The organism is Pseudomonas sp. MPDS (assembly GCF_013283895.1).
Classification (GTDB): domain Bacteria; phylum Pseudomonadota; class Gammaproteobacteria; order Pseudomonadales; family Pseudomonadaceae; genus Aquipseudomonas; species Aquipseudomonas rhizophila.
The window spans coordinates 4,827,231-4,846,900 of the sequence record NZ_CP054128.1; the positions used below are offsets into that span (position 1 = coordinate 4,827,231).

At 65.6% G+C, this 19,670-nt stretch carries 22 protein-coding genes; 2 read left to right on the forward strand and 20 right to left on the reverse strand.

The window, feature by feature from the left end; all coding sequences use genetic code 11:
- Positions 1 to 2: 2 nt before the first annotated feature.
- The 15 genes from HQ912_RS21235 to HQ912_RS21305 form a co-directional block, all read right to left on the reverse strand.
- Positions 3 to 2,891: a conjugative transfer ATPase gene (locus HQ912_RS21235; protein ID WP_059392977.1), complete on the reverse strand. Its 2,889-nt coding sequence runs from the start codon at positions 2,889 to 2,891 to the stop codon at positions 3 to 5.
- On the reverse strand, positions 2,891 to 3,325 hold the full coding sequence (locus tag HQ912_RS21240) for a TIGR03751 family conjugal transfer lipoprotein (protein ID WP_059392976.1): 435 nt from the start codon (positions 3,323 to 3,325) through the stop codon (positions 2,891 to 2,893). Before HQ912_RS21240 ends, HQ912_RS21235 begins: the two co-directional genes overlap by 1 nt.
- Positions 3,306 to 4,739: a TIGR03752 family integrating conjugative element protein gene (locus HQ912_RS21245; protein ID WP_059392975.1), complete on the reverse strand. Its 1,434-nt coding sequence runs from the start codon at positions 4,737 to 4,739 to the stop codon at positions 3,306 to 3,308. Before HQ912_RS21245 ends, HQ912_RS21240 begins: the two co-directional genes overlap by 20 nt.
- A complete protein-coding gene (locus HQ912_RS21250; protein ID WP_010792124.1) occupies positions 4,729 to 5,643 on the reverse strand; it encodes a TIGR03749 family integrating conjugative element protein in 915 nt (304 codons plus the stop codon). Before HQ912_RS21250 ends, HQ912_RS21245 begins: the two co-directional genes overlap by 11 nt.
- Positions 5,640 to 6,332 (reverse strand): PFL_4703 family integrating conjugative element protein, encoded by a 693-nt coding sequence (locus HQ912_RS21255; protein ID WP_010792125.1) that lies wholly within the window; start codon positions 6,330 to 6,332, stop codon positions 5,640 to 5,642. The genes HQ912_RS21250 and HQ912_RS21255 overlap by 4 nt, the downstream gene beginning before the upstream one ends.
- 80 nt (positions 6,333 to 6,412) lie before the next feature.
- A complete protein-coding gene (locus HQ912_RS21260) occupies positions 6,413 to 6,823 on the reverse strand; it encodes a TIGR03750 family conjugal transfer protein (RefSeq protein ID WP_010792126.1) in 411 nt (136 codons plus the stop codon).
- A gap of 12 nt (positions 6,824 to 6,835) precedes the next feature.
- Positions 6,836 to 7,204, reverse strand: a complete 369-nt coding sequence (locus HQ912_RS21265) for a TIGR03745 family integrating conjugative element membrane protein (protein ID WP_003294215.1) — start codon at positions 7,202 to 7,204, stop codon at positions 6,836 to 6,838.
- 22 nt (positions 7,205 to 7,226) lie between these two features.
- Positions 7,227 to 7,466: a TIGR03758 family integrating conjugative element protein gene (locus HQ912_RS21270; RefSeq protein WP_003294214.1), complete on the reverse strand. Its 240-nt coding sequence runs from the start codon at positions 7,464 to 7,466 to the stop codon at positions 7,227 to 7,229.
- Positions 7,463 to 7,822: an RAQPRD family integrative conjugative element protein gene (locus tag HQ912_RS21275; RefSeq protein ID WP_044305282.1), complete on the reverse strand. Its 360-nt coding sequence runs from the start codon at positions 7,820 to 7,822 to the stop codon at positions 7,463 to 7,465. The genes HQ912_RS21270 and HQ912_RS21275 overlap by 4 nt, the downstream gene beginning before the upstream one ends.
- Positions 7,823 to 8,017: 195 nt before the next feature.
- Complete coding sequence (locus HQ912_RS21280; RefSeq protein ID WP_017462909.1) at positions 8,018 to 8,473, reverse strand: hypothetical protein; 456 nt, start codon at positions 8,471 to 8,473, stop codon at positions 8,018 to 8,020.
- A 75-nt stretch (positions 8,474 to 8,548) separates the two neighbouring features.
- The gene (locus HQ912_RS21285; protein ID WP_023094198.1) at positions 8,549 to 9,712 is read right to left on the reverse strand and encodes a Wadjet anti-phage system protein JetD domain-containing protein; all 1,164 of its coding nucleotides are present in this window, start codon (positions 9,710 to 9,712) and stop codon (positions 8,549 to 8,551) included.
- On the reverse strand, positions 9,699 to 10,799 hold the full coding sequence (locus HQ912_RS21290; RefSeq protein ID WP_260990048.1) for an SbcC/MukB-like Walker B domain-containing protein: 1,101 nt from the start codon (positions 10,797 to 10,799) through the stop codon (positions 9,699 to 9,701). Before HQ912_RS21290 ends, HQ912_RS21285 begins: the two co-directional genes overlap by 14 nt.
- A 105-nt stretch (positions 10,800 to 10,904) precedes the next feature.
- Positions 10,905 to 12,055, reverse strand: a protein-coding gene (locus HQ912_RS21295; protein WP_085990600.1) for an IS3 family transposase whose coding sequence is annotated in 2 segments (ribosomal slippage) — positions 10,905 to 11,818 and positions 11,818 to 12,055 — 1,152 coding nt in all. Because the reading frame shifts where the segments join, the coding sequence is not laid out codon by codon here.
- A 40-nt stretch (positions 12,056 to 12,095) separates the two neighbouring features.
- A complete protein-coding gene (locus HQ912_RS21300; protein ID WP_173407264.1) occupies positions 12,096 to 13,058 on the reverse strand; it encodes a CBASS cGAMP-activated phospholipase in 963 nt (320 codons plus the stop codon).
- A gap of 6 nt (positions 13,059 to 13,064) precedes the next feature.
- The gene (locus HQ912_RS21305; RefSeq protein ID WP_023093135.1) at positions 13,065 to 13,289 is read right to left on the reverse strand and encodes a DUF2188 domain-containing protein; all 225 of its coding nucleotides are present in this window, start codon (positions 13,287 to 13,289) and stop codon (positions 13,065 to 13,067) included.
- Between the two features lie 288 nt (positions 13,290 to 13,577).
- On the opposite strand from HQ912_RS21305, the gene HQ912_RS21310 reads away from it, so the two are divergent.
- Together HQ912_RS21310 and HQ912_RS21315 are read left to right on the forward strand one after the other, a co-directional pair.
- Positions 13,578 to 13,967 (forward strand): helix-turn-helix domain-containing protein, encoded by a 390-nt coding sequence (locus HQ912_RS21310; protein ID WP_017462926.1) that lies wholly within the window; start codon positions 13,578 to 13,580, stop codon positions 13,965 to 13,967.
- Between the two features lie 2 nt (positions 13,968 to 13,969).
- On the forward strand, positions 13,970 to 14,839 hold the full coding sequence (locus HQ912_RS21315) for an ImmA/IrrE family metallo-endopeptidase (protein ID WP_173407265.1): 870 nt from the start codon (positions 13,970 to 13,972) through the stop codon (positions 14,837 to 14,839).
- A 57-nt stretch (positions 14,840 to 14,896) separates the two neighbouring features.
- On the opposite strand, the gene HQ912_RS21320 is transcribed toward HQ912_RS21315, so the two are convergent.
- The 5 genes from HQ912_RS21320 to HQ912_RS21340 are packed head-to-tail and all read right to left on the reverse strand — an operon-like array spanning position 14,897 to position 19,662.
- Positions 14,897 to 15,646: a TIGR03747 family integrating conjugative element membrane protein gene (locus tag HQ912_RS21320; protein ID WP_003141008.1), complete on the reverse strand. Its 750-nt coding sequence runs from the start codon at positions 15,644 to 15,646 to the stop codon at positions 14,897 to 14,899.
- Positions 15,643 to 17,799, reverse strand: coding sequence for a type IV conjugative transfer system coupling protein TraD (gene traD, locus HQ912_RS21325; RefSeq protein WP_023094212.1), 2,157 nt, complete (start codon positions 17,797 to 17,799; stop codon positions 15,643 to 15,645). The genes HQ912_RS21320 and traD overlap by 4 nt, the downstream gene beginning before the upstream one ends.
- Before the next feature lie 8 nt (positions 17,800 to 17,807).
- Positions 17,808 to 18,341 (reverse strand): integrating conjugative element protein, encoded by a 534-nt coding sequence (locus tag HQ912_RS21330; protein WP_003141015.1) that lies wholly within the window; start codon positions 18,339 to 18,341, stop codon positions 17,808 to 17,810.
- A complete protein-coding gene (locus HQ912_RS21335; RefSeq protein WP_013982131.1) occupies positions 18,338 to 18,958 on the reverse strand; it encodes a lytic transglycosylase in 621 nt (206 codons plus the stop codon). Before HQ912_RS21335 ends, HQ912_RS21330 begins: the two co-directional genes overlap by 4 nt.
- Positions 18,943 to 19,662: a TIGR03759 family integrating conjugative element protein gene (locus HQ912_RS21340; RefSeq protein ID WP_016851990.1), complete on the reverse strand. Its 720-nt coding sequence runs from the start codon at positions 19,660 to 19,662 to the stop codon at positions 18,943 to 18,945. Before HQ912_RS21340 ends, HQ912_RS21335 begins: the two co-directional genes overlap by 16 nt.
- Positions 19,663 to 19,670: the final 8 nt, after the last annotated feature.

The following is a 19,670-nucleotide window of genomic DNA, read 5'->3' on the forward strand; positions in this document are numbered from 1 at the left end:
CGTCAGGCCAACGTGTCCAGCGTCAGAGGTTCGATGCCCCGCGCACGGTCGATCTTCTCGGCCACGCGGAAGGCGGCATCCAGCTCGCTGATGCCGTGCTGCTGCATCAACTGGAAGCGTTCGGCCTTCTCCTCGGGCTCGGTCATCGCCATCGCCAGGTAGAGGCTGGGCGGCACAGCGCGGAACAGCACTTCCATCGACTTGGACAGGATGACGCCCTCGCTGAACTTGCCGGCCTCCTTGCGTGCCGAGAGCATCAGCGCCTTCTGCGAAGCGTTGAGTTCGCGGAAGCGCGCGATCTTCTCGACTTCATCGGGTGGCATCGACAGGCAGATCCACCACTCGATCATGTTGAGCATGGGCTCGGCCGCTTTCGGCAGGTCGTCCAGGTTCTGCGTGGCGAGCCAGAACCAGGCGCCGAGCTTGCGCCACATCTTGGTGATCTTGACCACGTAGGGCGCGAGCAGCGGGTTCTTCGTGATGATGTGGCCTTCGTCCGTCACGTTGATGATCGGGCGGCCCAGGAACTGGTCGCGCTCGGCGATGTTGTTGACGGTGTTGATGAGCGAGATGTAGGCAATCGAGAGTTGGGCGTTGTAGCCCTCGCGCGCGAAGGTGGCCAGGTCCACGATGGTGATGTCCGCCTCGGGCCACGGCGTGCCGGACCGGTCGAACATCTCGCCGTCCACGCCCTGGCAGAACATGTCCATGGCGTCGGCCATCTCCAGCAACCGGGCGCGCCGCATCTCCGGCAGCGTGGCGTCGCGGGCGCGCTCGCGCAGCGCGTCGCGCACATCGCGGGTCAGCACCGTGCGCTTCTCCGCTACGCATTGCTGTGCCGCATCGAGAATGCACTGGCGGATCAGGCTGCGGTCGGCGCGGGTCATGCGCGCTTCTTCCTTGTCCTCGCCACCGGTGATCATCAGTCGCGCAGTGATCTCCAGCTCCCCGAGCACGTCGCGCTGCTCGTCACCTTCCACGGCCATGCCGGCATCGGTCTGGTCTTCGTCGAGCGCATCGGCGTCCAGCGTCTGTACCTGGCTCGGCGTATCGACCAGGCGCCAGGCGTCGGCGAACGGAGCCAGACTGACGCCCGCGCCGGGTGCAAGTTTCACCCGATGCACGGTGAGACCCAGCCGTGCCGCGAAGTCGCCAAACAGGCCGAAGCTGTTGCCCGCCTCGACGATGAACAGGCGCGGCCGATAGATCGCCGTCACCTGATTCAGGATGTTGTTGAGCGTCGCGCTCTTGCCCGAGCCCGTGGGGCCGAACAGGAACAGATGCGCGTTCATCTGCCGGTCGAGGCGGTTCAACGGATCGAAGGTGATCGGACCGCCGCCGCGGTTGAAGAACGTGATGCCCGGATGCCCCGTGCCCTGGCTGCGGCCCCAGACCGGCGCCAGGTTCGCCGCGTGTTGCGCGAACATGAGCTGGGTGTACCACTGGCGCTTGTCGGCAGCCGGATCGAACACGCACGGCAGCCAGCGCAGATAGCTGTTCAGCGGCGCCACCTCGTCCTCTTCGCGTACCGGTTGCAGGCCGGCGTTGAGCATCACGTTGACGAGCTGCAGGCCGCGCGCATCGAGCTGGGCCAGGTCGCGGCCGCGCAGGTAGAAAGCCAGCGCGCCGCGGTAGAGCTTGTGCGCGCTGCCGATCAGGCCGCGCGCCTGCTGGACGTCCTGCCGGGTCTGCTCCGAGGCCAGGGTCTCGCCGACGGCCTTCCTGGCGAGGTGGTTGAGGTGCGCCTCCAGTACGTCCTGGGGCGTGGCGACCAGCGTCAGGCACATCACCGTGTCCTCGGGCATCTGGTCGAACAGCGCGTTCATGGCATCGCCGCCTTTGCGCGTCTCGCCCGTCAGATGGCCCGTCACGGGTGGCGTGCGCAGGCGATCCATCACGATCACCCGATGCGGCATGCCGTCGAAGAACCACAGGCCGTTGGGCACGTCCGAGCGGGGCTGGCCGAAGAACAGGCGCTGCGCGAAGTCGGTGCCGCCGGCGAGTTCGATCTCGCCCTCCTCCCGCTCTTCCGGGTAGCGGGTCAGCGCGTAGAAGCGTTCCCGATCTTCGGCAGTGGCGCCGAGTAGGGTCGGATTCGGGTTGAACCAGCGCATCAGCCAGGCGTGGATGTCCGCCGCGCCGAGACGTCGGGCTTTCACGCCGGCATTCGCCAGCCCGCCGACGAGGCGGTCGCAGATCGTGGTCAGCGCCTGCTCGGGCGACTGGCCGCGCCGCGAGGCCGGGGCCGCGGACGTGCGGCGGTAGACCACCATGCGCACGCGCCGGACCTGGCCGCGCCACGGCAGGCGCGTCACCGTGGTGTCCTCGAACAGGCCACCCGGCTTGGCGATGGCCCGCAGGTGATGGGCGAAGAAGCGTAGGTAGAAGTCGCTGAACGCGCTGCCCTGCGCACGCGGCTGCAGATAGTTCGCCAGGGAGCGCAGATAGTTGTCCCAGTCGGCCTCGTCCTGAGCGTAGAGCTGCACCACCCAGGGGTTGTCGTCCAACTCGTCGAAGGAGTCCTGCAGGGCGTTCTCCAGCGCATCGCGCGCCTGCCACAGCCAGGCCATCTCGCGGCCCTCGGTGCCGACCGGCGCCAGCTCGAAGAAGGCCGCCACCGACTGGCCATCTTCCAGCAGCATGCACTTGGTGTCGGGCAGATACTCGACCCAGGGCAGCAAGTCCGCGAACGACGGCGCGACCCCATAGAGCGCATCGTGGTCGGCCTGGGTGGCCGGCCTGCGCCGGCCCCGGCCGAGCGCGCTGCCCGGCTCGGCGACACCCTGTGCCGCCAAGGCCGTTACGTGCCGTGCCCAGGCATCATCGGCCGCATCTACGGCGTCAGCAGGCGATGCGTCGAGCTTGCGTGACCACGGCAGCGACCAGGCCATCAGTAGTCCTCCACCCGCTCGCCCGGCATCGCGTACTGCACGCGCTGGTAGAGCGGGAATACCGTGCTGTAGCCGGGCACCGGCACCGGGTCGGTGCCCGCGAGGTGCGGGAACACGTACATCACCAGGTCGGGGTTCGGCAGACGGTGGAACTGGCGGTGAATCTCGTTCTGCGCAGTACGGGTGTAGCGCGCCTGCATGCCGGGCGCTGCCTGCACATCGGCCTCGGTCAGCGGCCGGCGCAGGCCTTGGCGCACATCGAGCAGTTGCCGCGCGGCCTGGCCGCCGCCCGCGCTGCCGCCGGTCTCCTGATGCCAGATGTCGAGCATGGTGCTGTCGCCGTGCGGCAGCAGCTTCTCCTTGCTGGTGGCGCAGCCGCCGAGCAGGGTGGCCGCCAGCAGCACGGCGGCCGCGTCAATCCAGATCCGAGGCATGGGCTTCTCCGGTGCGGTGGTGGACCCGACGCCCCTTGGCGTCGTAGTCGATGTCGAGCGGGTGCTCCAGATGCACGGCCACCCTGGCGCCGGGCTGCACGTAGACCGCCGCGAAGGCCTGGCCGTAGAGCTTGTTGACCCAATCGGCCATGTCGCGCACGCCGCCCGCGAGGATGCGGCCCATCGCTTCGTTGCCGCTGATGCCGACGGTGCCCAGCGAGCCGTTGCTGTTGGCGACCACGGCCACGCTGCCGTTGTCGGACTTGATGAGCGAGGCCGCGCCGGCGCCGGCCGCGGTGATGAGCGCCTGGCTGCCCAGGTACTGCTGGGCGTTGCTGCGCCGCTCGCCGCTGACGCAGGGAATGCCGTAGGGGTCGCTGATCCAGCCCAGGCCGCCCTGGATGCTGGCGCCGTTGTGACCCGCGTTGCCGCCGCTGTTACCGCCCTTGCTACTGTCCTCCGGCACCGTGCGGATGGTGCCGTCCTGGAACACGAACGTGACCGAGCGGATTTGCCCGCGCACGCACGAGAGCGTCCAGTCGCCCGAGGCCGTGCCGCTGACCACGGCGCCGGCCACGTCGGGGATGTCGATGCCGTTGGCCGTGAGGTTGTCCGGGCCGATCAGCACCTTGAACGGATAGGGATCGTTGACGGTTCCATCGATCGGCACGCGCCCGATCAGCGCCGTCATGGCAATCGACCCCATGAGCGTCGAGTTCGACGGCACGGTGTAGACGGCCTTCGTGGATGCGCCCACCGCGCGGCTGCCGACGTCGGCGACGGATTCCACTGCGGCCGACAGGCTTTTCTGGGCCGGCCCGAAGCTCAGGGGAAAGCTCGGCTCCTTGCTGCCGTTTTTGGCGTCGACCTTGGCATCGTCGGGCTCGACCCACTGCGTGCCACCGGCGCCGCGGGTGAAGCGCTGGCCATCACCCTCTTCCAGCCCCAACCCGACCGGCAGGTCGGACGGGCCACCCTTGCCGGAAAGGCCGTCCAGTTGCCGCTGCAGATCCTGCAGCAGCCCCTGGGTCTGCTGCCGGTCGCTGGCCACCTGGGTGCGCTCCTGCTCCAGGCGGTTGTGCTCGCCTTCCAGCGCGCTCTGGATGCGCTGGTCGATCGCGCTTTCCCGGGCACGCAGGCGCTCGTTCTCGGCCTTGTGCTGCTTGTTGTCGCCGAGCGCGCTCTGCAGCTCGGTGCGCAACTGCTTCACCTGGGCCACCAGCGTGGCGACGGTATCGCGCGGCGTGTCGCCGGCGATGCCCAGGGCTTTCATCTCCTCGGGCGTGAGCGTACTGGCCGCGCCCTTGGGAGCGGGCTGGCCGCCGGGGGCGCCGGAGAACAGCTTGATGCCGACGAACACCAGCAGCAGCGCCATCGGGATCAGCAGCCACTTGAGCAGCGGATTACTCTTCATCGCGCGCTCCTCCGGTCGAGCCGGCCGCGGCGGCCGGCGGCAGGTTCACGGTGGCGTCGATCGGGCTCAGTGCCGGCAGCAGCGACTCGGCCAGGCCGTGGCCGCGCGTGACCAGGTAGAGCACCGTGGTGTCGGACGGGGTGCCGGCCGGCCCCAGGTTCGGATGCTGGAAGGTCGCCGCCACGAAGTTCCCCTGCAAAGCGCGCGGGTCGAGGTCGAGCCAGCGCGCCGAGGTATTGGTGAGCCGCACGGCCGTCACCCACTGGTCTTCCAGGCGCCACGCGGCCAGTGCCCGCGCGTGCACCGGCAACGTCGGCAGCAAGGTGTCCAGCGCGAGGCCGCGGCGCAGGTTTACGCGCCCGATGCCGGCGACCGGCTCGACGGTGCGCAGCGGCGCGTACAGGTTCTGCGCGGCATGCCGCGTCAGCACGACCGGTACCGGCGTTTCGCGCCGGGGAAGGGATTTGTCTGCGGGCGCAACGGCCTGCTCGTCCGCGCCGCTTGCTGCACCGCCGCCGTAGCGCTTCGCGGGGGCTTCCGCTTCCACGATGCGCACCGGCTCCAGCGGCGCCTGGCCGTCCTTCGCCGGCTCGGCGGCGATGTCGAGCAGGATCAGCGCGCCGGATTCCACGTCCTGCAGTTGCAACCGCGTGGGCGGAAGCGGCTCGCTCGCCCGCAGGTAGATCGCGCCGCCCGCACTCTGCACGCGCAGGTGGTCGCCGACGCGGGCCGGCACGCCGACGCGCACATTGCGGTCGATGAAGACAACGCGCTCCTGGCCGACCACCAGCGGCACCGGCAGGGGCAGGCGCTCCCAACGCAGGATTTCCACGGCCTGGCTGGCCGGCGCGAAACCGAGGATCAGCAGGACGCCGGCCAGGGCCGACAAGGCAATGGGCTTCATGGGGAGTCTCCCTGCAGATGGCCGGATGCGTTGGCGGGCGCGCCGGCCTGGGTCGGCGTCGGCGGCGGTTCGATGCGCTGGGGTGCGCCGGCGTAGCAGTCCAGCGCCAGGCCGAAGGGGTTGTGCTCGGGGTCGATGTCCAGCCGGACGACCTTGATCGGGTAGCGCACCAGGGCGCGCTTGACCTGCTCGGAGCCGTAGTATTCGTCCGCGCTCACATCGAGCGTGACGATCCAATCGCGGTCGGAGACCACCTTGACGCGCGTGGCCGGATCGTCGCCGTAGCCGCGGCCGGGAATTTCGTAGATGCCGCGCACGCGCTGACGCAGCTCGCCACTGGCGCGCCGGTACTCGTAGTCCTGTTGCAGGAAGGCCCGGCAGCTCGGCGTCAGGTAGGCCGACAGCGCGCGCAGGTTGCGCGGATAGTCTTCTTCGCCGTTCGTGGGCCAGCGCTGTACCTGCTGCCAGATGTAGAAGGAGAAGGCATACACACTCTCGGGCGGCACGTCCCACCACTTGCGCGTGCTGCCCGAGCGCAGGTCCGGCGGCACATGGATGGTCAGACTCTTGGGCGCACTCCACCAACCGAAGCCGAGCAGCAGCGCCACCACGAACAACGCGCCGGCCCCCAGACGCAGCGTCTTCACGTGCGCCTGCAGGTGCGCAACCTCGTTCTTGAAACGGCTCACTGAACTACCCCCCCTGTCGCTGACGCGACATCCTCCCCGAGGGAGGTTCGCGCGCCCTTCGGGCGGCCGTGCGGGCGCGCTCATGGCGCACCTCGATCGGCGTTGCGCCGGGTAGTCCAGTAGCCCGAGCGGGTGATGAGGCGCTGCCCGCCCAGGAGCGCCGCCAGCGCCGGGTGCCGCAGGGCCAGCCGCCACTGGAGCTGCCGGTACAGCCAGGTGTCGGGCCGGCCCCGCTTCTGCGCGCGCAGAAAACCACCGCCGACGAAGACGCCCAGCGCGATGCCGGCGACGATCAGCGTCGGCACCATGGCGATGCTGTGCGTGAGCCAGGCCAGCGGCAGGCCGAGCGCGAATCCGGCTGCGGCCGACAGGCCGGCGCAGATCCACAACTCGTCGGCGGTCAGCCCGCGCACGACCACCGGCTGGCGGTTCAGCCGGTGCGGCAGGAAGGTCACCAGCGTGTCTTGCGGGGTCTCCGGAGGGACGGCCATCGCTTGCCGCCCTCACAGCACGCCGGTGGCCTTGGTGAGCAGCCAGATGCCGACCACCAGGAGGATCGCGCCCACGGCGACCGTCAGGCCGAACTGGCCCCAGGTGGCGCGGCCGGTGTGGATCTCCGAGTAGCGCGTGTAGGCGTGATAGCAGACACCGACGAACATCGATGCGACCACGAGCAGCGCGATCAGCAGCACGATGTCGTAGCCGTAGTTCTGCAAGGTCTGCAGGATGCCGCTGCCCTGGCCGCGCGAAGGGTCCTCCATGGTCGGCAGGCCCTGCGCGAAGGCCGACAGCGGCAGGCCCGCGAGCGCCAGCGGCAGCAGCGGAGCGGCGATGCGGGACGGAATGCGATGGGATGTCGTTGGAGTGTTCATGGCGTATGGCCCTTCGTGACGGTCAGGAGAGGAGGAAGAAGGTCAGCACCAGGTACATCGCCACGAAGCGCACGACGACGGCGAGGAACTGACGTTCAGTGATGCGGTGCTCGGCCCAGCCGACGTAGGCGGTGCGCATAGCCCACACGCCCCACAGCAGCAACACGGCGAACACGAAGCCCAGCACCACGGCAGCGACGGCCGAAGGCGCAAAGCCGCCGTTGGCCTGGAAGGCGGCGACCTGATCGGCAGAGGGCGTCATGGCGACGGCTCCTCGTCGTCGGCGCGGTCGCGGCGGACGTAGTCGCCGGCCAGCGGGACGGGATCGCGCGGCTGGGCGCGCTGGGGCACGAGGTAGTCCTGCAGGCCGGCGCGAACGCGCTTCAGGTCGGCACGCAATCGGGCGTAGTCGAAGTGGTAGCGGGCGCGTTCCTGCGGAGCGGTACCGGCGGCGTGCTCGGCGAGGCGGTCGATCAGATTGAGCTGGCGGGCGAGCGCGGCGATCTGCTCACGCTCCGGAGTGTCCTCGGCAATGGCGGGTTGCAGGGCCGAGAGCGACACGGCCAGCAGCACGGCCAGCGAAGGCCAGGCGGATGCGCGGCGGTTGGTCTGTCCCATCGTGCCATTCCCAAGTGAAGCGAATGGCCTTGATGCTGTGTCCCTTGCTCGGCTCGCGCCGCAATCAAACGGAACCGGTGGTCAACCGTATTTCAGAAGTGTTGCTTGATCTGCTAGCCAACGCTCTATCTACTGTCACGTAGCAGGGCAAGCAATCCCTCCTTACCCGCTTCGACCATCAAACTATTTCCTTGCTCAGTCGCTAGCCCACAACCGCTCGTCATCCTGGGTCGCCGCCCAGAAGTCATCGAACAGCGCCAGCTTCGCCTCGTCCTTGGAGGCATAGGTCTTTGCACTGAAACGGCTGTCGATCCGATATCCCCATCGCTTTGTCTTCGTCGGATGCACGCCGAGGTTATGGCCGTCGACATTCAGAAAGCTGTTGCCCTTGGCGGAGACCCGCCACTTGCGCTGTAGCCATCGAGTGCGTCGGACGGCGCGGTTGCGCAGCTTGGCCTCACGCCGCTTCGGCCCCTCGTAGTCGCCGCTCATCTTCTCGGCGCAGACGCACCCGACTTCGAAAGTCTCGTCCAGATCCGGGTGCTCCATGATGTGGACGTAGCGGATCTTCTCGTTGCCGCACATCTGGCAGGTCGCGTAATCGGTTTCGTCTGCCGGCTCGCCGTCGGCCCGCAGATCGACGACATCCACGCAGTGCCATCCCTTGTGGGGCACGCCCGGCTGGTCCCATCGATTTCCATTCACGACTGACCTCCCGATCCTGGGTCATCGAATACTGGCCTGTATGGCATTCCACGCCACATCCCAGCGTATCCGCTCCTGTTCGAGGCGGACTTGTTGACCCCAGGCATTTCCCTTGATCGACTGATAGAGCTTTTGTTCGGTACTTTTGAGTAGTGGGAGTTCTGTGGAAGAGTGCTGGTCTTTCTCTTCGACCCATAAATCACGATGACTCATCAGCGTTGACTCATCCATGAGCACAGTCTTCAGGCTAGGGATGTATGTTCTGGCTCGATTAAGAATGGAAAAGCCATGCGTATCAATGTCACCCCAGTAGATACATTGCGCCTGTTGTAGCCATGGAAGCTGTCCCAAAACGTCAACCGCGTAACCCAATCGCATGATCACAACCGCCCCTGGCAGGTCATCAAAGGCAAGTCCGGTTTGAAGGTTCTCAACAACGAAGACATTCTTTGGTCGTATGCCAATGCTTGCCACCTCCTCACAAGGAGCAGAGATATCGCCAAGACCGCCCAAACGGGCTCTCAGCTCTGGGTCTAGAACGCGCATGCGCATTAACTGCGGCTGTGCCCTCAAACCGCAGCGTCTAAAAAAGTCGCGCTCTCCTGTCGGGTCACCCTGGAGCGTCGCAACCAAGTCAGAGATGAGGCCCTTTCTAGAATCCAGCCACTTGCTGTCGGCCCCGGCAACCGGAATTTGTCGTGGGTAGAGATTCGATTTCGGATTGAGACTGATCCAATCCAGCATCTCTGCCAGCCGACTAAAATCGGCATCGCCGTAGTCAGCGAGGACATCAAAATATCTCGGCAACTGCTGCGCCAGTACCGGCCAGCGAGCAGTGAGCGTCTGATAGCGAGACTGGGCACGCACCCACCGTGCGGATTCCCCAATCCACAGGGCAACATCTTCAGGGCCTCGTAACGCCAGTTTCTCAGGCAGTCGCTGGACGCCAAGCGCTTTCCACCGGCGCTCACACCAGGACAGGGTGCCGACTCCTTGCCAGCCTTGCCATGCACTCACCCAAGCGCGAACGCCGTCGACTTGCCTTAGCGCAGCCTGTTCCGTCGGTATGCCGAGCGGAACTTCCAGCGGCCATTGGCTCTCGCCAGCATCACCGATCAACCACTCGCGGTGTTTGCTCTGAAAGCGACGGGCAAGAAACTGCCAAACATCTTCAGGAAGCTTCAACGCTAGCCTCCTCTCGAGCGTGCTCCGGCAGCTTCAACCGCTGGCGGTCACCGTCGTACTCGATCAACAGGACGCCTGACACCCGCCGGTCGCTGATATCTACGAAGCAGGCGCCACCGATGAATGGTTCGAGGGTCATGACGGACTTCAGCGGCGTAGCGACCACCATTTGAAATCCGAAATTGGTAAAGATGTTCATCGCCAAAGCGGTGAACTCGTTGTCGGCCTTGTCGAAGGCTTCATCAAGCACGACGGGCGCATACATCGGCACGCCGTGGTCGTTCCCTCCCAGCTGATACCGCAGGGCTGCGGCCAAGCACGTGGTGGCCAGCTTCTGCCGTTGACCGCCTGATTTGCCAGCACCGCTGCGGTAAATTTCGACCTCCACGCCGCTTTCATCAATCTCCCGTCCGATAAACTCAACATGCTGTCGAACGTCGAGCACAGTCTCGCGCCAGCGTTTCTGCTCGGGGTCCTGACTGGCGAGTCGATCAACAAGTCGCCGCAGGGCCAGGAACCGCGCCTCGGCAAACTCGCGATCCTCCGTCCACGCATGGCTAAGTGCCTGCTGGATCTCCTGCTTGAACTCCTTGACGTCGACAAGCTGCCGGTCACTGGCGTCGATGTGGAGATAGGTACGTTGATTGGCGCTTTGGTTGAACGGCACCTGGCCAAGACTGTCGTTGACCAGATCCATCCGCTCTAGGATGGCTTTGCGCGCATCGTTCAGGTAGGTGGACAGTGCCGCCAGATTCTGGTGGCTTTGGTTCTGCAGCAGTTCGAAGAATCGCTGCTCATAGGCGGGCAGGCCATCCGTTTCCAGTCGAACCAACTTGGCGAAAAAGTCCGCTGCGCTGGCGAGGCTCGTGTCCATGTCCACAGCATCCATTGGCCACTGCCGTTTGAAATCGGCAAAGCGTGCTTCAATTTCCTTCTCGCAATCGCCGATCTCATCTTTGATCTCACCGATTTCTGTGTTGAGCCCTCTCTCAACAGCGGTTGCTACCTTGTCGAGGCTTTCGAGCCTGATCGCGTCTGACTGCTTGGTGAATCGTTCGTCGAGCCCCTTGATCTGGTGGGGAGTCAATGGAACTCTGGAAGCATCTTGAAGGAGCGATTCAAGCTTCTGCGTGCTGTCGTTGATCTGCTTGAGAACTGAGTCATGCGCGACCTTTGAATCGCCCCGGCTTTCCTAGACACTCTCCAAGCTCTGGAAATAACGCTTTTCAAACTCCACTGGCGACAGCTGCATAGCGCTGCTGTGCCGGCGCTTGGGGTTATAGAACATCTCGATGTAATCGAACACATCACTGCGGGCTTCTTCGCGAGTGCCGTAGGTTTTCCGTCGGATGCGCTCCCGCTTCAGCAACTGGAAAAAGCTTTCCGCGACCGCGTTGTCGTGACAGTTGCCGCGTCGACTCATGCTGCTGATTAGGTTGTTGGCCTTTAGGAAGCTCTGCCAGTCCGAGCTGCTGAACTGGCTGCCCTGGTCGGAGTGGATCATCACCTCCTGCCTGGGCTTGCGCCGCCAGACCGCCATCAGCAACGCATCGATGGCCAGGTCGCTGCACATCCGTGGTTTCATCGACCAGCCGATCACCTGGCGCGAAAACAGATCCAGCACCACCGCCAAGTACAACCAGCCCTCATAGGTGCGGATGTAGGTGATGTCGGTGACCCAGACCTTGTTCGGCTCGCTGACCTTGAACTGCCGCTCCAGGCGGTTGGGCGAAGCCACCGTCGGCTTACCGCCGTAATAGCCGGGGCGCCGACGATAACCGGTCTGCGAACGCAGCCCCTCCACCCGCATCAGGCGAGCCACGCGGTGCCGGCCACAGGACTCGCCCAGCTCACGCAGGTCGTCGTGGATCTTGCGGTAGCCGTAGACCCCGCCGCTTTCCAGCCAGGCATGCTTGATCAATCCGAGCAGGCGCTGATCTTCCTTCTCGCGTGCGGATTTCGGCTCGGCCAGCCAGGCGTAGTAACCGCTGGGATGTACCTGTAGGGTCTGGCAGAGACGCCGTACCGGGTACTCCACCGACAGCTTGCTGATGACGGCGTACTTCAGCCGGACTCCTTGGCAAAGTACGCGGCGGCCTTTTTTAGGATGTCTCGCTCTTCGGTCACCCGCTTGAGTTCCGCGCGCAAGCGACGCAGCTCGGCCTGTTGATCATCTACCTGCTGCCGCTGTGCTTGGGGCTTGCTGTAGCGCTTTACCCAGGCGTACAGGCTGTGCGCGGACACGCCTAGACGCTCCGCCACATCGGCAACGCGCAAACCGCGCTCGGTGACTTGCTTGACCGCTTCGATCTTGAATTCTTCGGGGTAACGCTGGTTGCTCATGGCACCTCCTGTTGGGCCTCATTATGAGGCTTGGAGGTGTCTACGAAACTAGGGGCGATTCATGGTGCGCTCGAAATGGTTGGAAAAGAGGATCGCCGAGCGCACGCTGCGCCGCGTGGTTGCCGCGATCCTTGAGCGTATTCGTGGCGCCAATGGAAACCCGATCCAGCGCCTTCACGTCCTTGCTTTGATCCGGCGTCGCCTTGTCGTCGATCTGGAAGTAGTTGTTGCCCAACGCCTGCCGCAGCATGTAGTCCACCGACGACTCTTGGGCGGAGATCACGAGATCGAAGAGTCCCCCGCGCCACTTGCCGAATCCGCGGTCGAGGCTGGCGCCGCCACGAACGGTCGCACCGATGGTCATCGTGCCGATGGCGAGGACCCGAACCAGCGCATCCTGCTTCGGCGCCAGGAACGTCCTGACTTCGTGCAACCCGAACAGGCCCGGGGCGTTGCCCACCAGCCCCCCATCCGCGAAGACACCGCGGTCGTTGCGCGCCAGAGGAAAGTAGACGGGCGCGGCGGCTGTCGCCAACGCCACATCAACGACCTTCATGCGGTGATCCAGCTCAAAGGACGGATGGTGCGGTGTCTTGAAGAACTGCCCGCGTCCCGTCGAATAGTTGACTGCCGGCACAAGAACACGATGCTTCAGGTCGCCTATCGTGGTCCCTTGGAAGCGCTCGGTCAGTACCTCTTTCAATCCCGCTGAGTCATGCTTTGCGGTCAGCCAGAATCCCAGAAGCCGCCGCGGCAGGCTGCGGCAGCCAAAGATGCGGCTGCCCTGTTCTTCAAACAGTGCCTTGAGTTCGTAGGCCGGAATTTCCGCAGCCAGCCCCAAAGCCAGCATCCCTCCTGCCGATGTGCCGCAAATCAGATCAAAGTGCGAAGCGATCGGACGGCCCAGCACGGTTTCGAGTTCGGCGAGAACCGTGGCGGTGTACAGGCCGCGATAACCGCCCCCTGACAGGGCGAGCACATGGTAGGTAGGGATACCCGTCATGGCACTTCAGCCCTTCGGCGGGAAGGAGTCGTTGCCGTGGCTGTCCTTGTCACGGATACGGCCATCCGGACGATGGATGACGAGTTCGGATTGCTGGTTGCGTGCGATATCCCTCGCTGCGTCAATGGCCTGTTGCTGCGTGTCGTGCACGGAGGTCGCCCGCTGATTGCCGGCTCCCTTCACGGCCCAACCGTCCTGATGAGGAACAACATGCTGATTCTTGCCTGCCATGATGACTCTCCTACAGTGGAACTATCGAAGTCCCAGCCGCTCGGCTAGGTTGTCAACGGCCGCCCGCTGTAGCACAATTCGTTGCTCACGCAGACAACAGGAAGGCCGAGCCAATCCAACCTGGAGAAGGCGTAAAACCTACATCTGTTGTCTGGCTGGACAACAATGTATCAGAGCGCGTGCGCCGGTGCAACTGGGCGTGCGGTGTGCGCCTTTGAACATCAACCGGATGTGGAGGGGCAACAGAGGGCTTGGCCCTTCTTCCCGCAACCGCAAGGATAAGAACTCATGCCGCAAACAGGCCTAGGCGTCGCCCTCAAGACGCTACGCGAACGCAGAACCCTTTCCCTGCGTGAGATCGGCCAGCTATCGTCAGTTGATCATGCTTATGTCCACCGTCTCGAAACAGGCGAGAAGACAAACCCATCCCAAGACTTGGTGGAGAAGCTATTGAAGGTTCTCAAGCCGGGGGAAAGAGATGCCGCACTCGTGATGTGGCTGGTTGACCACGCAGATGCTGATCCAAGCCTTGTTGAATTCGTGCTACAAGATCCCTCGATCAGCATCGATGTTTTTTCGGCCGCGGCTGGAGTCAGGCATCGAGGAAATGCAAGGCCTGATCCCGCGACGCTCATCGCCCGAATCAAGAAGGCCTTTGACGACGACGAGGACGACTGAACATGGACGAGGCGGATGTCAGGCAGAGAGCGCGCGCGTTTGTCGCGAGAGTCGATGTTTCGAACATCCGAGAAGACCTGTCCCCGTATGTGAACGCGGCTAACGCCAAGGTCAAGAAGGATGAGCTTGGCGATGGGGAGTCCGGCTATACCATTACCAAGCCGAACGGGAAGCACATCATCACGGTGAATTCGCTGGAAACCGAAGAGCGCCAGCGCTTCACTGTCTGCCACGAAGTAGCTCATATCGTGCTCGACTTGGAATCAAGTCACGACGAGGTGCCGTCATGGTCCTATGCAAAGCGACATCCGAACGAGATCGCCTGCGACACGTTTGCCGCTGAACTGCTGATGCCCTATCAGCAATGGCTCTCCGCTATTCCCAAGGAAGAGCCCTCCCTGGATCTCATCCAACACATGGCCGACTTGTTCGGCACATCATTCCCTGCAGCGGCGTCAAGGTTTGCCAGTCTTAGCTATATGCCGTGCGCATTCGTGACCATGGAGCGCGGTGCGGTGCGGTATGCCGCACGCTCAACGGCCTTGCGGCAAGCAGGGGCCTGGATACCTCCCAGGTCGGTCATTCCAGCAGGCTCCGTGGCTCACCGAATCCGCTCTTCAGGGAATAGCGCCACTGAGACGGGGGAAGTTTCACAGGACGTCTGGTTCGACAACTGGGAAAAGGGCCTTGACCTCTGGGAACTTTCAAGACATTACCAGCGCACCGATACCACCATCTCCTTGCTATGGTTCGACGGCGACGATTTGCCGGAGGTTGAGGTGAACCGCTTCGGCGCACGTGTCGAAGACGATGGGGGCTTGGCCGAACTGACGGGAGAACTGCCATGGCCGGGGCGAAGCAGGCGCCGCTGAAAAGCGATCACGGCCAAGACCGCAAGGGGGTGACTCTTATGCGCCATTTGCGCGTTCTTACAGGTACTTCTTGAACGTCGCCGCCGCAATGCACACCGCCACGCCGAGCAATGCGGCACTGGGCAACAGGATCAGCAGCGGGTTCACGCTGACCGGCAATGCCAGGTAAGTTACCCACGGCAGCACGGCCAGCGGGATCAGGCTGGCCCTGGCGCGGTGATAGATGAACCCCGACTCGCGTCCCGCGCCGAAGCGGCGGATGTCCCGGCGCACCAGGCCGTCCACCAGCCCGACGAAGGCGGCCATCAGGAACAGCGGCAGGGTCAGGCACAGCACCAGCAGCCGCACGAGGAAGACCAGCGTCGTATAGGCCGCCGCGATCAGGTAGCTCTCCACGTTCACATAGACCAAGCCGATGTAGTAGCGGAAATCCTTGGTCGGACGATGGCTGCCGGCGCTGGCCTGCGCCGAGGCGTCGCGTATCCAGTCCAGCAGACCGCTTTTCACGAACAGCCAGTCGTAGCCCTGCTCGACCAGCCGGTGCGCGGTGCGCCCCGGCTCCTGCACCAGCGCGCTGCGGGTGAAATGCGTGGAAAGCTGATCCAGCTCGTAGTGCAGCATGCCCTGCGCGTGGCGCCAGCCCTGCTCGGGCCAGAAGAAGTGCATGCCGACGCATTCGATCAGGATGCACAGCAGCAGCGCGCCGCACAGCACGCCGAAGAAGCGGAACGGCAGCGTGACCAGGCCGGCGATCAGGCCTTGCTGTCGTTGCTGCTGGCGTTGGGCCGCGACGGCCGGATCGCTCATGCTTCGGCCTCTTCAGCCGCGGCCATCTGCTTGAAGTCGTCCAGCAGGTCGTCGGGCAGCGCCTTGTCCTGCAGGCCGGGGATGCCTTGGTTCTCCCACCAGTCTCCTGCCTCGACGTAGTGCTGTCGCATGTAGCCGGCCAGCTCCTGCAGATCCTTCGGCATGGCTTCGTCGGGGTCGGGCGCAGGCAGCGGCATGCGGACTTTCCAGAGGTTGCCGCCCTCGGTCAGCGCGAAGCACTGCCCCTTGGGCAGCGCCACCACATGCGCCGGCTCGATCAACGGCACGCTGTTGCTGCTGATGCGGTCCTGGGTGTTGGACGTGAACGCGGTATTGCCGTGCGGATCGGAGCTGTCGGTGGCGCCGCTCATCAGCGCCGTGGCGTACACCTCGACCTTGGGCAGTTGTCGCGTCAGCAGCTCGGCGGTGGCGGTCTCGCGCACGCGCAGCATGAACAGGTTGTTGAAGTTGCCGACCACCTGGCCGGCCTTGGCACGATTGCCGATGCGGGCCTCGATGTCGCTCAAGGTCTGCGTGTAGGCCGTCACCTGCACGCCGGCACCGCCGCCCTTGTTGACCATCGGAATGAACTCGTCGCCCATGAGTTCGTTGAATTCGTCGGCGTGGACGTTGATCGGAATCTTGGCGCCCGCCGCGGCGCCGGGCAGCCCGTCGTCGACGCCGAACTTGTAGATGTGGCCGGCGACCGAGACCAGATCGCTGAACATCGAGTTGCCCACCGCCGCCGCGACTTCGGCGTCGGACAGCGCATCCAGCCCCACGTAGACCACCGCGCGTTTGCGGATGACCTGCATCCAGTCGAAGATCGGCCGCGGGTCGGACAGGTCGGAATAGTTCGGTGCGAGCAGTTGCGCGATCTTGCCGGTGGTGAGCTTCTCCAGCAGCGGCAGCAGCGAAGCGACGATCTTGTCGAAGTAGGTCCGGTCGTAGCGCACGGCGCTGCGCAGGCCGTCGAGCACCGGGTCATAGATGCGCACTTGGGACAGGTACTGTTCGAGGGCCACCACGCGCTTCTCGCGCCCGATCATGTTGCGCGGGATGTTCTTCTCGTTCAGCTTCGCTTCGAGCTGGACGATGACCTCCCAGGCCTTCGGCTCGTTCTTGGCGAAGTAGTGCTGGGCGTACTCGATGAACAGCGCGTCGATGTTGATGACGTGGCGCTGGATCAGCAGGTAGTCCGGCCGCTGCCCCAGCTCGACCAGGGCGCGCGCGATGATGTTGACGAAGCGCCAGGCGAATTCGCGGAACGCGGCGCTGTTGCCTTCGCCGGAGAGCTGCCCGGCGATCCGCGTGGCCACCTCGGAGATCCGCCCGAACCGGCCCACCGCGTTGTAGCGCGCCGAGATGTCCGGCCAGCCCAGATGGAAGACGTAGAACTCGCCTTCGCGCCCGGCGCGCTTGGCCTCGACGTACATGCGCTTCAACAGGTCCGCATCGCCCTTGGGGTCGAAGACGATCACCACCTCGTGCTCGCCGCGGACCTTGCGGCGGATGTCCTGGGTGATGAACAGCTCGGCCAGCCGCGTCTTGCCCACGCGCGTGGTGCCCAGCACCAGGCTGTGGCCGACGCGCTCGCCCAGCGGCAGGGTGACGTCGACCTCGTGCGGCTCGATGCCATGCAGGCGTGGCAGTCCGCCGACCGGCGGCAGTGGTCGCGCCGGGTTGAGCGGGCTGTCCCAGGCCAACGCGCGCGCCAGCGTCGAGACGGGAAACGGCGCGAACTCAAGCCGCTCCTCCAGCCGCCGGGCGGCCCGGTAGATCGCCGTCGGCTCGACGTAGCGGCGGAACTCCGGCCGATAGGTCTGCATCAGCCGGTGCGTGTGCCGCTGTTCCCAGCGAAAGCCCTGGCCGACGAACAGCCGTTGCTGACTCACCGGCACGTCGCGGCTGGTCATCACGTAGCGCGGCAGGCGGCGGATGTTGCGGCGATAGCGCAGGATCGCCCAGGCATCGCGCAGGCGAATCGCGCCGAAGGTCAGGAAGGCCAGCGCCGAGCCCAGGCCAAGCAGCGGGTTCAGCGCGAGCGACCACGGTGCCACCAGGCACAGAATCGCGGCGCCGGTGCAGACCGCCACGGTATAAAGCTCCACCGCTGGCCGCAGCAAGACCTCGACCGCATGCGGTTGGGCCATTTGCGCACCTACTGCTCGACACCGGTGGCCGTGATGAGCACCGGGTAGTGGCGCAGGCCCAGGCGCTGGGCCAGGTCATCGCCGGAGGCCGGCGACAGGATCAGGCCGGGCGCCAGCCTGCGCAGCGCCGTCAGCGCAGCCATCGACTCCACGTTGACCACCAGGCCCACGGCCTGCAGCTCTCGCAGCGCCGCCTGCCGCTGCCGCAGCCAGGCGCGCGAACGCTCGTCGTCGCCGATCAGGAACAGCGCCGTCAGGCCCGGCGCCCGGATGACGCGGCGCTGCACCTCGCCCGGCGACAGTTGCGTCGAGCGCACCGGCAGCATGGCGGCTTCGGCGTCGGCCGTGTTGCCCGCGCGAGGGGTCGGCATCGGGGCCGGCGGCGTGGCCTGATCCGGCTGAGGATTCAGCGACTGGTAGTACGGCAGCGCGGAGTCGCCGCCGCGGTCTTCGACGACGATCAGCGGCCCGGAGACGGTCTGGGCGAAGATGGTGGTCGTGGACAGCAGCCCGATGGCGGCGATGAGGACGGTGTGGTTCATGGCGTGGTGGCCTGGAGAGTTGGAACGGGAACGCCGGGGTCGAGTACGCGGGTCAGGTGCCGATGCACACTGCGCCGGTATCGCGCCGCGGGTGCCCCGCCGGCGGGCCGGTGGTAGCGGCCGATGGCAAGCAGCCAGTCCTCGCCCGGCGTGTGCTGTTCGCGCAGGATTTCCGCAGCGATGGCGAGGTTGCGGTACGGGTCCAGCAGCTCGCAGGGCTGCGTGTAGCGATGCGTGTGGTAGCCGAGATTGACCTGGCCGAGGCCGGCGTCGATGCGATTGGCCGGCGTGTGGGCGAGCGCACGGTGCAGCCCCGCGCAGGCCTCGACGCGGGTGGCGTAGCGCTGTGGCGAGCCGGCGACGTTGAGCGTCCACGGCCAGGGGATCAGGCGCCCGCGCAGCATGGCGCCGCTCTCCTGCAAGGCCACCGCGTACAGCACGGCCGCCGGCACGTCTGCACGATGCGCCGCCAGTTGATAGGCCGGCGGCGGCACTTCCCGCGCCAGGGCGGCCAGCGCCCAGCCGACGGTGGTGAGCAGCAGCGCGGCGCTGGTGCAGCGGATGGCGACGCGGGACGGCCGGTGCTCCCGGCCCGGAGCACCTATTGCCGCTGCCATTGGCCGTTCACCTCGCGCACCACGGCCGGCAGATCGCCGGGCAGGCCGAGCGACAGCCAGCGTCCCGCATCGTGGTTGAGCGTGATGGTGCGGGCGCGCACCCTGGCCGGGTCGATGCCCGCCTGGGTGGCCCACTGCCGGATGCGCGCGTCGTCCTGACGGCTGCCGACCATGTAGAGATCGAAGGCCGTGCCGGCCGCCTGCAACTGCTGCACGCGCTGCGCGCACGGTGCGCAGTCGGCCTTGACGAAGACCGCCAGGCGCCCGGAGCCGGTGTTGCCGGCACCCTGCGCCTTGGCGCCGGGCAGGCTCACGCGCGGCTGGCCGGGAAACAGGCGCTGCCACGCCGCGTCGTAGGCGCGCTGGTAGGCCAGCGTCTTGCCGACGCGCTGGGCCTCGGCCTGCACCTGCAACTCCGCGTAGCGCCTGCGCTCCTCGTCGCTGCGGGCCTCGATGCCCAGCGCCGTGAGCGGATCGAGCTGGGGCGAATAGACCCCGAGCGGCCCCTGCATCAGTTGGCGGTAACGTGCCCACTCCTCGGGCTGAAGCCCCCACTCCCGCGCCTGCCTCTCGTCGAGCGCGGCATCAGCGCCCGGCTGCACCTGGGCGGGCACCATGCGCGAGTTCGTCACCGGGGCCGGCTGGGCGGATGCGCCGAAAGCGGCGAACAGAACGACGGTAGCGAGCAACGGCCGCAGGTTCATGGCGACCT

Bases quoted from the DNA above. Each gene is read 5' to 3' on its own strand.
- HQ912_RS21320 (WP_003141008.1), bottom strand. From the start codon at position 15,646: ATGAGCGATCCGGCCGTCGCGGCCCAACGCCAGCAGCAACGACAGCAA.
- HQ912_RS21340 (WP_016851990.1), bottom strand. From the start codon at position 19,662: ATGAACCTGCGGCCGTTGCTCGCTACCGTCGTTCTGTTCGCCGCTTTC.
- traD (WP_023094212.1), bottom strand. From the start codon at position 17,799: ATGGCCCAACCGCATGCGGTCGAGGTCTTGCTGCGGCCAGCGGTGGAG.
- HQ912_RS21240 (WP_059392976.1), bottom strand. From the start codon at position 3,325: ATGCCTCGGATCTGGATTGACGCGGCCGCCGTGCTGCTGGCGGCCACC.
- HQ912_RS21275 (WP_044305282.1), bottom strand. From the start codon at position 7,822: ATGGGACAGACCAACCGCCGCGCATCCGCCTGGCCTTCGCTGGCCGTG.
- HQ912_RS21300 (WP_173407264.1), bottom strand. From the start codon at position 13,058: ATGACGGGTATCCCTACCTACCATGTGCTCGCCCTGTCAGGGGGCGGT.
- HQ912_RS21270 (WP_003294214.1), bottom strand. From the start codon at position 7,466: ATGACGCCCTCTGCCGATCAGGTCGCCGCCTTCCAGGCCAACGGCGGC.
- HQ912_RS21315 (WP_173407265.1), top strand. From the start codon at position 13,970: ATGGACGAGGCGGATGTCAGGCAGAGAGCGCGCGCGTTTGTCGCGAGA.
- HQ912_RS21310 (WP_017462926.1), top strand. From the start codon at position 13,578: ATGCCGCAAACAGGCCTAGGCGTCGCCCTCAAGACGCTACGCGAACGC.
- HQ912_RS21305 (WP_023093135.1), bottom strand. From the start codon at position 13,289: ATGGCAGGCAAGAATCAGCATGTTGTTCCTCATCAGGACGGTTGGGCC.
- HQ912_RS21250 (WP_010792124.1), bottom strand. From the start codon at position 5,643: ATGAAGCCCATTGCCTTGTCGGCCCTGGCCGGCGTCCTGCTGATCCTC.
- HQ912_RS21265 (WP_003294215.1), bottom strand. From the start codon at position 7,204: ATGAACACTCCAACGACATCCCATCGCATTCCGTCCCGCATCGCCGCT.
- HQ912_RS21335 (WP_013982131.1), bottom strand. From the start codon at position 18,958: ATGGCAGCGGCAATAGGTGCTCCGGGCCGGGAGCACCGGCCGTCCCGC.
- HQ912_RS21260 (WP_010792126.1), bottom strand. From the start codon at position 6,823: ATGGCCGTCCCTCCGGAGACCCCGCAAGACACGCTGGTGACCTTCCTG.
- HQ912_RS21235 (WP_059392977.1), bottom strand. From the start codon at position 2,891: ATGGCCTGGTCGCTGCCGTGGTCACGCAAGCTCGACGCATCGCCTGCT.
- HQ912_RS21245 (WP_059392975.1), bottom strand. From the start codon at position 4,739: ATGAAGAGTAATCCGCTGCTCAAGTGGCTGCTGATCCCGATGGCGCTG.
- HQ912_RS21330 (WP_003141015.1), bottom strand. From the start codon at position 18,341: ATGAACCACACCGTCCTCATCGCCGCCATCGGGCTGCTGTCCACGACC.